Annotated in this window: 9 protein-coding genes and 1 pseudogene; 7 read left to right on the top strand and 3 right to left on the bottom strand. The window is 45.8% G+C overall.

From position 1 onward, the window contains the following. Window positions 1-85: 85 nt before the first annotated feature. Window positions 86-511: a nucleotide triphosphate diphosphatase NUDT15 gene (locus tag AACQ93_RS05870; RefSeq protein WP_064602846.1), complete on the top strand. Its 426-nt coding sequence runs from the start codon at window positions 86-88 to the stop codon at window positions 509-511. 103 nt (window positions 512-614) lie between these two features. On the opposite strand, the gene AACQ93_RS05865 is transcribed toward AACQ93_RS05870, so the two are convergent. Then, a complete protein-coding gene (locus AACQ93_RS05865) occupies window positions 615-1,289 on the bottom strand; it encodes a hypothetical protein (RefSeq protein WP_064602843.1) in 675 nt (224 codons plus the stop codon). A gap of 333 nt (window positions 1,290-1,622) precedes the next feature. Between AACQ93_RS05865 and AACQ93_RS05860 the strand changes: the two genes are divergently transcribed. Continuing rightward, window positions 1,623-2,144 carry a lipocalin family protein gene (locus AACQ93_RS05860; RefSeq protein ID WP_064602841.1) on the top strand — a complete coding sequence of 174 codons (522 nt, stop codon included), beginning with the start codon at window positions 1,623-1,625 and terminating at the stop codon, window positions 2,142-2,144. Between the two features lie 49 nt (window positions 2,145-2,193). Here the strand turns inward: AACQ93_RS05860 and serC are convergent, their stop codons facing one another. After that, a complete protein-coding gene (serC, locus tag AACQ93_RS05855; protein WP_064602840.1) occupies window positions 2,194-3,276 on the bottom strand; it encodes a 3-phosphoserine/phosphohydroxythreonine transaminase in 1,083 nt (360 codons plus the stop codon). Between the two features lie 270 nt (window positions 3,277-3,546). Further along, window positions 3,547-6,183: a DNA topoisomerase (ATP-hydrolyzing) subunit A gene (gene gyrA / locus AACQ93_RS05850; RefSeq protein WP_064602837.1), complete on the bottom strand. Its 2,637-nt coding sequence runs from the start codon at window positions 6,181-6,183 to the stop codon at window positions 3,547-3,549. A gap of 728 nt (window positions 6,184-6,911) precedes the next feature. Between gyrA and ubiG the strand changes: the two genes are divergently transcribed. The 5 genes and pseudogenes from ubiG (at window position 6,912) to nrdB (ending at window position 12,715) form a co-directional block, all read left to right on the top strand. After that, a complete protein-coding gene (ubiG, locus tag AACQ93_RS05845; protein ID WP_007462014.1) occupies window positions 6,912-7,622 on the top strand; it encodes a bifunctional 2-polyprenyl-6-hydroxyphenol methylase/3-demethylubiquinol 3-O-methyltransferase UbiG in 711 nt (236 codons plus the stop codon). A gap of 280 nt (window positions 7,623-7,902) precedes the next feature. Next, complete coding sequence (locus AACQ93_RS05840) at window positions 7,903-8,580, top strand: HAD family hydrolase (RefSeq protein ID WP_064602835.1); 678 nt, start codon at window positions 7,903-7,905, stop codon at window positions 8,578-8,580. A gap of 382 nt (window positions 8,581-8,962) precedes the next feature. Further along, entirely contained in the window at window positions 8,963-11,230 is a 2,268-nt protein-coding gene (gene nrdA / locus AACQ93_RS05835) for a class 1a ribonucleoside-diphosphate reductase subunit alpha (protein ID WP_064606517.1), read from the top strand. A gap of 53 nt (window positions 11,231-11,283) precedes the next feature. Continuing rightward, window positions 11,284-11,427: pseudogene (locus AACQ93_RS05830) on the top strand (class Ia ribonucleoside-diphosphate reductase subunit beta); the annotation flags it as partial. A gap of 154 nt (window positions 11,428-11,581) precedes the next feature. Then, complete coding sequence (gene nrdB, locus AACQ93_RS05825) at window positions 11,582-12,715, top strand: class Ia ribonucleoside-diphosphate reductase subunit beta (RefSeq protein ID WP_064602834.1); 1,134 nt, start codon at window positions 11,582-11,584, stop codon at window positions 12,713-12,715. The last annotated feature ends 1 nt before the right edge of the window (window position 12,716 follow it).

Raw genomic sequence — 12,716 nt, 5'->3', positions numbered from 1 at the left:
CCGCTAGTACTGATTCAGTCAATTACTTCAGGCAGAAAATGGTATGCTTAGTCCCCAGGAGCCTCATTCAAAATAAGGAGCAATTGTGGCAGCAGAAACACCTATGGTAGGTATCGGTGTGATTATCGTAAACCGCAAAGGGGAAGTACTGGTTGGTAAGCGACAAAACAGCCATGCGCCCTATTATTCCATTCCCGGCGGCCACATGGAAATTGGAGAGACCTTCAGTCAATGCGCGGCTCGGGAAGTCGAAGAGGAAACCGGACTGCTAATTAAAAAACCACATGTTATCGCTGTTACCAATAACCTGGAAACTTACCACGAGTCAGGTAAGCACTATATCAGCATTGCTTTGCTTGTTACTGAATTCACTGGGGAGCCGGAGCTACGGGAGCCCGATAAGTGTGAAGGCTGGTTATGGGTCGATCCTGCCAACCTACCCCAACCTCATTTTGATGCCAGCGAACAATCCATCCGTTGCTACCTTGAACAACGATTCTGTCTGAATTGAGCAGCCCACGACTGAACGAAAAGTTATAGGCCCGCAGTTATCGCGAGCGCATTAAAAAACGGTGTCAGGAACACCGTTTTTTTAGATGAGACGTAGTTTGTTGTTAACATTCAAACTTAAGAAAAGTCCCTTCAACCCACTTATCCCCTAGCTCATCTTGAGACAAGGCAACAATTCGTTCCATTGCCGGTAATGAGGTCAAACCGCTATATATAATGCCGCAACTTTCGGTTACAAAAAGGCGTTTAATCAGCACAAGAACTAAAGAGGAATAACTCTGATGTTGCTTTTCGGAGTCGGTATCGAAAGGAACTACCAGATTATCAGCACCAGCAACCAGACAGAGCTTAACGATATCTTTCAGCTCATTCTCCGAGGCGATTCCCCACAAAGGCAGACGAATATTGAGAGTGTGGTATTCATGCTGTTCTTTCAATGCAAGCAACAGATTAAAAATCGTATGGCGATTAACTGCACGATATCGTGCCAGCGGGAAATCAACATCAATCTCTTCTACAGCAGAATCTGTCATTGGTGAATTAATAGAAATATGCTCACCGTCAGTAACACCTTCAAATGCTTTGACGTCAATACGATGCTTTCTTAATGAATAAAAGTGCGGAGCCTGTTGCTTAAACACCAGATAGCGAGTGACATCTTGTTGCTGATTCGCCTTGTTCTCATTGAACAGCGATGCCAGGTTCTTCATATCACAGCTAGCTAAGTTCAATAACTGAAAATCTGATGCTTTATTATTATGTACATCTGAGTTCATCATTATTCTGCCCATCCCTCGCAAATTTTTTGCAACATAATACTCGAAAAATGAGCAATTACTGTTTCTGTAGAGGGAAACTGTGTTTATCCTAGTGATTGATTTTCATACAATCTTTGTGATTTACATCTGATGTTAATTGCATAAATATATATAGAATGGTGCTGATTATTTCTGTCTCCTATCAATACAACTAGCATTCATATCAATACTTCTTCAGTGCTGGACAGATGCTCGAAGATTTACACTACGTACGTATAGAAACAGGCGTATCAAGTCAGTTACAAAGCAATAAATAAAGAAGCTATCTAATCACCTGTAAAAAGAGGTTGTAAGATGCGAAAAATCACCCGATATCTTGCTACTGTTATTTTGTTCGGAATGACAGGATGTACTGGCATGCCAGTACAGGTCACTCCGGTGAAACCATTTAGCATAGAAAGTTATCTTGGCACCTGGTACGAAATTGCCCGCCTAGACCACAGCTTTGAACGTGGCCTGTCACAGATCTCCGCTACTTATTCGCTTAATGATGATGGTTCAGTAAAAGTGATAAACAGAGGATTCAATGAAGAGGCTGGTGAATGGAAAGAAGCCGAAGGCAAAGCGAAATTTGTCGGATCACCAGATATCGCCCATCTCAAGGTCTCTTTTTTCGGCCCTTTCTACGGTAGTTATGTGGTGTTTTATCTTGAGCCTGACTACTCCACAGCTTTAGTCAGTGGGTATAACACGGATTATTTTTGGATCCTTTCTCGCAACAAATCTCTACCACAAGAAAAATTGCAATATTACTTAACTATCGCAAGACAAAAGGGCTTTGATACCAGCCAAATTATAATGCCTGCGCAACTTTGACATAAAAAAGCCTCTCAAAAGAGAGGCTTCATTATTATATTTCAGAAGGTTATGCGTGCTCTTGCTCGAACTTCGCCATAAAGTCGACTAATGCCTGCACGCCTTCAATCGGCATTGCATTATAAATTGATGCTCGCATACCACCTACTGCACGATGGCCTTTCAGTGCTTTCAGACCTGCCGCATCAGCCTGTTCAAGGAACAAAGCATCAAGTTCAGGGCTCTTTAACTGGAAAGGTACATTCATCAGGGAACGGTTGTCCGGGTGGATCTCGTTACGGTAGAAATCAGAGTGGTCAACGAAGTCATACAAAATCTTAGCTTTCGCTTCATTGCGTCGCTGCATCTCTTCAACACCACCAATCGCTTTCAGCCATTTGAATACCTCGCCAGCCAGATACCAGGCAAAAGTCGGTGGTGTGTTGAACATTGACTCTTTATCAACCAGCACGGTGTAATCCAGGATACTCGGCAAGATCTGCTTGGCCTTACCCAGCAAATCATCACGGACAATGACAATTGTCAGGCCGGCCGGACCCACATTTTTCTGCGCACCGGCATAAATCACACCGTACTTAGAAACATCAATCTTACGTGACAGAATTGTTGAAGACATATCGGCAACGATAGGCTTGTCCGTATCAGGCAGATCGCGGATTTCGATACCATCGATGGTTTCATTCGGACAGAAATGAACAAACGCCGCATCATCAGACAGCAGCCACTCAGAAGCAGGCAAAATAGCCCGCTTACCGTCACGCTCACAGGTAATATCAACAACATTCGGCTGACAGTACTTTTGCGCTTCATTTGCAGCGCTATGAGCCCAGTAACCACCATCCATGTAATCAGCCGTTTCTGCATCACCCAGCAGGTTCATCGGCACTGCGGCAAACTGACCACGTGCACCACCGTGGCAGAAAAGCACATGGTAGTTATCAGGAATAGCAAGCAGATCACGCAAGTCCTGTTCTGACTGCTGAGCCACCGCAATGAACTCTTTACTACGATGACTGATTTCCATCACGGATGTCCCTAAACCATTCCAGTTCACCAGCTCTTCCTGTGCTTTCTTCATAACGTCTGCTGGGATCATTGCCGGACCAGCACAAAAGTTATAGACCTTTTCCATGATGTAAGACTTGCTCCTGCTGTATAAAACATTGGTTTTAAATGGCATTATGATTTATCAACCGTAAATCACACGACCTATCTTTGACTCTGTCCGCCTCAATATGTGACGGGGATCAGGTCTTTGTTTTTACACCTTTATTGCATAAGAGAAAAGTCTTTCTTGATATCTTTCGCAGGAAAAGCAATTAAGTGGACAGGAAATAAATGCTGAAAACAAAAAAACGCAGCCCATAGGCTGCGTTTTTATCAGAACAAATGCCTAAAGCAATTATTCTTCGTCAGTTGATTCATCGGCTTCAGAATCGGCTGCCGGTTGTTCTGACGCTTCTGCAGTTTCACCTTCGGCTGTTACAGCCTCTTCGATGTCCTGCTCGTCTTCTTCCGGCTCATCGATACGCTGAAGACCAACAACCTGCTCGTCGTCAGCAGTACGGATCAGGGTAACACCCTGGGTGTTACGACCCACTCGGCTCACCTCGGCTACACGGGTACGAACCAGTGTACCGCCGTTGGTGATCATCATGAACTCGTCACCTTCCTCAACCTGTACCGCACCTACAACGCTACCGTTACGCTCAGAAACCTTGATAGACACAACGCCCTGAGTTGCACGGCTCTTGGTTGGGTATTCGCTCAGCTCAGTACGCTTACCGTAACCATTTTCAGTTACAGTCAGTACATCACCTTCATTCTGAGGAACAATCAGTGAAACAACCTGGTCGTTTTCAGCCAGCTTGATACCGCGTACACCAGCCGCTGTACGGCCCATGCCACGAACCTGATCTTCAGAGAAGCGAACAACTTTACCCGCAGAAGAGAACAGCATGATGTCATCAGAACCGTCTGTCAGGTCAACGCCGATCAGCGAGTCACCATCACGCAAGTTCACTGCGATAATACCGGCACTACGAGGACGACTGAAGTCAGTCAGCGGTGTCTTCTTAACTGTACCGTCTGCCGTTGCCATGAATACGAACTTGTCTTCTTCATATTCTTTCACAGGCAGGATAGCAGTAATACGTTCGTCTTCTTCCAGAGGAAGGATGTTAACAATCGGCTTACCACGTGCAGTACGGGTTGCATGTGGCAGCTGGTAAACTTTCAGCCAGTACATGCGACCACGGCTAGAGAAGCACAGAATTGTATCGTGCGTATTGGCAACCAGCAGACGTTCAATGAAGTCTTCATCCTTCATTCGCGTTGCCGCCTTACCTTTACCACCACGACGCTGAGCTTCGTAGTCGCTCAGTACCTGATACTTCACGTAACCTTCATGAGACAGGGTCACCACTACATCTTCCTGGTTGATCAGATCTTCCAGATCGATGTCATGGCTTGCAGCTGTAATTTCAGTGCGACGTGCATCGTTGAACTGCTCTTTAACCAGTTCAAGTTCTTCACGGATCACTTCCATCAGACGCTCAGAGCTAGACAGGATGTGCAGCAATTCTGCAATTTCTTCCAGCAGCGTCTTGTATTCGCCAAGAATCTTCTCGTGCTCAAGACCAGTCAGCTTGTGCAGACGAAGGTCAAGAATAGCCTGAGCCTGTTGCTCAGTTAGGTAGTATTTGTTGTCACGGATGCCGTATTGCTCTTCCAGCCATTCTGGACGAGCAGCATCTGTACCAGCACGCTCCAGCATCGCTGCAACGTTACCCAGATCCCAGCCACGAGCAACCAGGCCAGCTTTCGCTTCAGCCGGAGTCGGAGCATTCTTGATCAACTCGATGATTTCATCGATGTTCGCCAGTGCCAGTGCCAGACCTTCAAGGATATGAGCACGGTCACGAGCTTTACGCAGTTCAAAGATAGTACGACGAGTCACCACTTCACGACGGTGATCGACGAAGCACTTCAGCATCTCTTTCAGGTTGAACAGTTTTGGCTGACCATCAGCCAGTGCAACCATGTTGATACCGAATGTTGTTTGTAGCTGAGTCTGTGCATACAGGTTGTTCAGTACAACCTCACCTACAGCATCACGCTTACATTCAATAACAATACGCATACCGTCTTTATCAGACTCATCGCGCAGTGCACTGATACCTTCAACTTTCTTATCTTTAACCAGCTCAGCAATCTTTTCGATCAGACGAGCTTTGTTTACCTGATATGGAATCTCTGTAACAACAATGGTCTCTTTGCCATTCTTGTCAGCTTCGATATCAGCTTTTGAGCGCATGTAAATCTTACCGCGACCCGTTTTATAAGCGTCAACAATGCCTTTACGGCCACTAATCAATGCTGCGGTCGGGAAGTCCGGGCCCGGAATGTATTCCATCAGCTGATCAATGGTGATGTCTTCATCATTGATGTAAGCCAGACAGCCGTCGATAACTTCGCCCAGGTTGTGTGGCGGAATGTTCGTCGCCATACCAACGGCGATACCAGACGCACCGTTAACAAGAAGGTTCGGGATCTTTGTCGGCAATACTGCCGGGATCTGCTCAGTGCCATCGTAGTTAGGCACATAATCAACCGTCTCTTTTTCCAGGTCAGCCAGCAGCTCGTGGGCAATTTTTGCCATGCGCACTTCGGTATAACGCATTGCCGCCGCAGAGTCACCATCGATAGAACCGAAGTTACCCTGACCATCCACCAACATGTAGCGGAGAGAGAAAGGTTGCGCCATACGTACGATTGTGTCGTAAACCGCGCTATCACCATGCGGGTGATATTTACCGATTACGTCACCAACCACACGGGCTGATTTTTTGTATGCTTTATTCCAGTCATTGCCAAGCACATTCATCGCGAATAATACGCGGCGGTGTACAGGCTTAAGGCCATCACGCACATCCGGAAGAGCACGACCAACGATGACTGACATCGCATAGTCGAGGTATGAGCCTTTCAGCTCCTCTTCAATATTTACGGGCGTGATCTCTTTTGCAAGATCGCTCATGGAGCCAATATCCCTCAGGTAATTTCTGTCGTATATCTATACGTGCAAGGTGCGAGAATATAGCACAAATCGGCCCAGATAGGCACACCTTTCACTATTTATGTTGTGAGTAATTTAGCGGATTTACCAAAAATCAGACACAAACTTATGTCTCTCTTAAGCTCTTTCCGAGTCGAATGGTTATTTTTCAGGCAAAACACTTCCTTGTGATTCATAAACACTGAAGTGAAAGTCATCACACCAAAATATAAAGTGCTACCAATTGTAAAATTCCGACCCGGCATCCGTTTATGCAAATTAACACATTAAGCGCCATCATGCCGGGAAGAAGCCCGATCATGGTCACTTTTATCCTTTAACAGAAGCGTAGAATTGTCTTTGCACCCAGCCGTTTAGCTGTTCGAAACGGGCCTGCACTCTAATTTTTAACACACAAAAATAAGTGAGGTCGTTATGTTAGGAAAAGCAATCAATACTATCGGACTATGCATCATTGGCGGAAAATATATTCTGATACTCATTCTCGCTGCCATGACCTTATCTTCCGGCTCATTTGAACCTGAGTTTCTATCGTTTAGTCAGGAATAAAGCTCACTTGTCTATGCTGAACTGTCAACAGTACAACACAAGGGAACAAGTCAGGCAAAACCCGCTATCGAATCAAATATTTCAAGTCGCGACGGTTCCGCTATAATAGCGCCATCAATTGATGATGAATGGCAATAAGAATGACCAAACAGTTAAATGTCGATCCGGCTGAAATCAGTAAATTTGAAGAAATGGCATCCCGTTGGTGGGACATGGAGGGTGAGTTCAAACCCCTACACCAAATCAACCCACTACGCCTGAACTATGTGATTGATAATGCCGGTGGCCTGTTTGGCAAAAAAGTCCTCGATGTTGGCTGTGGCGGCGGCATCCTGGCTGAAAGCATGGCCGTTGAAGGTGCAGAAGTTACAGGCCTGGATATGGGCAAAGAGCCATTAACCGTAGCCCGCCTGCATGCTCTGGAAACTGGCACTAAACTGGAATATGTCCAGCGTACTGCAGAAGAGCACGCCGAACTGCACCCGGCAACCTATGACGTCGTCACCTGCATGGAAATGCTGGAACACGTTCCAGATCCGGCGTCTGTGATTGCTTCTTGCGCCAAAATGGTCAAGCCGGGCGGTCACGTCTTTTTCTCGACACTGAACCGCAACCTGAAATCCTACCTGTTTGCGATTGTCGGTGCAGAGCAACTGCTGAAACTGGTGCCAAAAGGCACCCATGATCACAATAAGTTTATTCGACCGTCTGAGCTGTTAGGCATGATTGACGAGACCCCACTTGAAGAGCGTCATATCACCGGCCTTCATTACAACCCACTAACGGACAATTACTGGTTGGGTAATAACGTGGACGTCAACTACATCATCCATACCGTTAAGCCAGAATAATTTTTCACGGCTAACGTTATCGTCCAAGATACGTATCAAAGAGACATAAAGAAGAGAGGATGCCAGCCAGCATCCTCTCTTTCTATCCCCCACCCACAATTTAACAAGCCAATCACTCTGTTACGAAGCTCAACCCGCCTGTTACTACAATAGTTAAGATGGTTCACAACACTGACGCTCCTGCTTGTTTTTTGTTCTGCAGCCATAAGCTAACCCCATAGATAAGGCGTATAGTAGATACCAATTGATTTAATCAGTCTCACAGATAAGGATATTCACGATGAGTTCACCGATCAGGGCTGTATTATTTGATCTCGACGGTACCTTACTGGATACCGCACCTGATATGGCAGATGCCGCTAACAAGGTACTTGCCGATTATGACTATGGTCCGCTAACTGAAGAACAAATCCAGGCTAACACCAGCTACGGTGCCAAAGGGCTGCTTACCGCCGGCTTCGGCACAGTTCCATCTCACTTGGATCACAGTCAGCTCAGACAACAATTCATCAACTATTATCAGCAGAACATTTGTGATGGTACCTCCATCTATAGCGGAATCACCTCGCTACTTACCTACCTAGAATTAGAAAAGATCCCGTGGGGGATCATGACCAATAAGCCCGGTTTCCTGACAGAGCAACTGCTTCCTTTTTTCCCGGAGCTGATGAAAGCACAAACTGTTGTCTGCGGCGATACCCTCAGCGTTGCCAAGCCCCACCCCGAACCATTGCTACATGCTTGTGAACTATTGGGAACCTCCCACCATCAATGTGCTTATATCGGTGACATTGAAAAAGACATGATCGCAGCCAGAGCCGCCAGTATGTCCGGATATGTTGCCGGTTGGGGCTATATAGGAGAACACCATGCGCCGGACAACTGGCAGGCTTCAGGTATTCTTGCCCAGCCGGAGTCACTGATTGATGTTATCGAACACCAAAAATCGCTCAGATAAGTCAATAATTAAGCAACCAAGTCACGGCTCTCAACGAGAGTATAAAATTGATAAAAATCAAGGAAAAAATTTTTTCTTGTGAATTTTTTTGCTGCGATTTTTTGTTGATTTTTTCTATTATATTGGCGTGCCTGCTTAAATCGGTTGGTAGGCACTAACTTATTTTTGCGAATCCCCATGTTATCCACAGCGGCTTAAAATTTACCACCTTGCAAAAATGCCGACACATCACTATCTTGTAACCAAATAAGCTCAACACCCCAATATATAGTGTTTTTGCCCTCAAGTGAGAAATGTAACAAAGATCACAATCTTTGCTAACGTTATCGTTAAAGTTGCAAAAAACGCTGTTATTAAAGAAATACTGGGAAAACTACAAAAAATGAATCAACAGCTAACTGTTACCAAGCGTGATGGACGCAAAGAAAGTATCGATTTAGATAAAATTCACCGAGTGATCGCATGGGCTGCGGAAGACCTGGAGAACGTCTCGGTTTCACAAGTCGAACTAAAATCCCACATTCAGTTCTATGACGGAATCAAAACTGAAGATATTCACGAAACCATCATTAAAGCAGCAGCAGACCTGATTTCAGAAGAAACCCCAGATTATCAATACCTTGCTGCACGTCTGGCGATCTTCCACCTACGTAAGAAAGCGTACGGCCAATTTGAACCGCCAACGTTGTACAACCATGTTTCTAACCTGGTAGAACAAGGCAAATACGACAAACATCTGCTTGAAGACTACACCAAAGAAGAATTCGAGCTGATGAACGATTTCATCGATCACTGGCGCGATATGAACTTCTCATACGCGGCAGTTAAGCAACTTGAAGGCAAATATCTGGTACAGAACCGTGTTTCAGGCGAAATCTACGAAAGTGCACAGTTCCTGTACATTATGATCGCAGCATGCCTGTTTGCGAAATATCCGAAAGAAACCCGTCTTGATTACATCAAGCGTTTTTACGATGCAGTATCAACATTCAAGATCTCACTGCCAACGCCAATTATGTCCGGTGTTCGTACTCCTACCCGTCAGTTCAGCTCATGCGTACTGATCGAGTGTGACGACAGCCTGGACTCAATCAACGCAACAGCAAGCTCAATCGTACGTTACGTTTCCCAGCGCGCCGGTATCGGTATCAACGCAGGTCGTATCCGTGCCCTTGGCTCTGAAATCCGCGGTGGTGAGGCATTCCATACGGGTTGTATCCCATTTTACAAATACTTCCAGACTGCTGTTAAATGCTGCTCTCAGGGCGGTGTTCGCGGTGGTGCGGCAACTGTGTTCTACCCTATCTGGCACGGTGAAGTTGAATCGCTGCTGGTATTGAAGAACAACCGTGGTGTTGAAGAAAACCGTGTCCGTCACATGGACTACGGCGTACAGATCAACAAACTGATGTACACCCGTCTGATCAAAGGCGAAAACATCAGCCTGTTCTCTCCTTCAGATGTTCCTGGCCTATATGATGCTTTCTTTGCCGATCAGGACGAATTTGAGCGTCTGTACGTAAAATATGAGCAGGACGAAAACATCAAGCGCAAGAGCATTAAAGCCATTGAGCTGTTCTCGCTGCTGATGCAGGAGCGTGCGTCAACCGGCCGTATCTACATTCAGAACGTTGACCACTGTAATACCCACAGCCCGTTTGATCCGTCTGTGGCTCCGATTCGTCAGTCTAACCTGTGTCTTGAAATTGCGCTGCCAACCAAGCCACTAAACAACGTTGAAGACGAAAACGGCGAGATTGCACTGTGTACCCTGTCTGCATTCAACCTGGGTGCAATTGATTCGCTGGATGATCTTGAAGAACTGGCAGACCTGACAGTCCGCGCACTTGACGCCCTGCTGGATTACCAGGATTACCCGCTACCGGCAGCTCGTCGTGCAACAATGAACCGCCGTACACTGGGTGTTGGTGTGATCAACTTTGCGTACTACCTGGCGAAACACGGTGTGCGTTACTCTGACGGCAGTGCAAACAACCTGACTCACCAGGCATTTGAAGCAATTCAGTACTACCTACTGAAAGCATCTCTGGGTCTGGCTAAAGAGCAAGGCGCGTGTCCGGCATTCAACGAAACAACCTATGCACAAGGTATCCTTCCTATCGATACCTACAAGAAGGACATCGATAAAATTTGCACGGCAGAACTGAACTACGACTGGGAAACACTGCGCGAAGAAATCAAAACGCATGGTCTGCGTAACTCAACCCTGTCAGCACTGATGCCATCCGAGACATCGTCTCAGATCTCGAACGCAACCAATGGTATTGAGCCACCTCGCGGCTTCGTATCAGTTAAGGCGTCTAAAGACGGCATCCTGAAACAGGTCGTGCCGGAATACAGCAAATATAAAGACAATTACGAGTTACTCTGGAACATTGGTAGCAATGACGGTTACCTGCAGCTTGTCGGTATCATGCAGAAGTTCATCGATCAGGCAATTTCAGCTAACACCAACTACGACCCGAGCACACAGCCGAGTGGTAAGGTGCCAATGAAGCTGCTGCTAAAAGATCTGCTGACCGCATACAAGCTTGGTGTGAAGACCCTGTATTACCACAATACACGTGACGGCGCCTCTGACGGCCAGAGCGATATGGGTGCAGACGACTGCACAAGCTGCAAGATTTAACGAATTACCGAATTAAATGGGAGCTTCGGCTCCCCTTTGATGCTGAGGATATAATGGCTTATAGCACTTTTTGTCAAACTAACAATGATCAGCTAAAAGAACCGATGTTCTTTGGCCAGCCTGTCAACGTTGCTCGCTACGACCAACAGAAATTTGAAATTTTCGAAAAACTGATCGAAAAACAACTGTCGTTTTTTTCGGGACAAAAGTAACCCCATAAGTGAGTGAGTGAGCGAGCCAGCCCACACCCACACTGGCTTCAATGGTTTTCAGAACTTATGTGCATCTCCCATAAATCATAAATTTAGCTCATAAGCACAGACTTATGTGCAAAACGAGAAAATAAAGAATATGAAATACTCAACCTTCAGCACTACAAAAAATGACCAACTAAAAGAACCTATGTTCTTTGGGCAGAACGTGAATGTCTCACGTTATGACCAAGAGAAATACAAGCCATTTAGTGCGACCACGGAAAAAAGCCTCTCGTTTTTCTGGCGTCCTGAAGAAGTTGACGTTAGTAAAGATCGCATTGACTACAACAACCTTCCAGATCATGAAAAGCACATCTTCATCAGCAACCTGAAGTACCAGACGCTTTTAGATTCTGTTCAGGGTCGAAGCCCCAACGTGGCGTTCTTGCCAATTGTAAGCATTCCTGAGCTGGAAACATGGATTGAGACATGGTCATTCTCTGAGACGATCCACTCACGTTCATACACACATATCATCCGCAATATCGTGAATGACCCTTCAGAGATCTTTGACGACATCGTTGAAAATGAGGAAATCAAGAAGCGAGCTATCAGCGTAAGTAAGTACTACGATGAGCTGATTGAAGCAATTGGCCAATATCAGCTTCTTGGGCTAGGTACGCACCAAGTTAACGGTAAAGAAGTCACCGTTAACATGCGTGACCTAAAGAAAAAGCTATACCTGTGCTTGATGTCAGTAAACATCTTAGAGGCAATTCGCTTCTATGTTAGCTTCGCTTGTTCATTCGCCTTCGCTGAGCGCGAATTGATGGAAGGTAATGCCAAAATTATCAAACTCATCGCCCGTGATGAGGCTCTCCATCTAACAAGCACTCAGCACATGATTAACATATTGCAGAGCGGTAAAGATGACCCTGAGTTCGTAGAAATCGCACTGGAGTGTAAAGACGAAGCACACCAGATGTTTAAAGATGCCGCACAACAAGAAAAAGATTGGGCTGACTACCTATTCAAAGATGGTTCAATGATCGGCCTGAACAAAGAAATCCTAAGCCAGTATGTGGAATACATTACAAATATTCGTATGCAGGCCATCGGTTTAGAGCCTGCATATCCAGAGCACAAATCTAATCCGATTCCTTGGATTAACGCTTGGCTTTCTTCTGACAATGTGCAAGTAGCACCACAAGAGAGCGAAATATCTTCTTACCTAGTAGGTCAGATTGACAGCGAAGTTAGCGTCGATGATCTAGGTGACTTTGAGCTATAAC

The organism is Photobacterium sp. J15 (assembly GCF_963870815.1).
Taxonomy (GTDB): Bacteria; Pseudomonadota; Gammaproteobacteria; order Enterobacterales; family Vibrionaceae; genus Photobacterium; species Photobacterium marinum.
The sequence above is the reverse complement of the archived record's forward strand: the minus strand, read 5'-3'. Positions and strand labels throughout refer to the sequence as shown.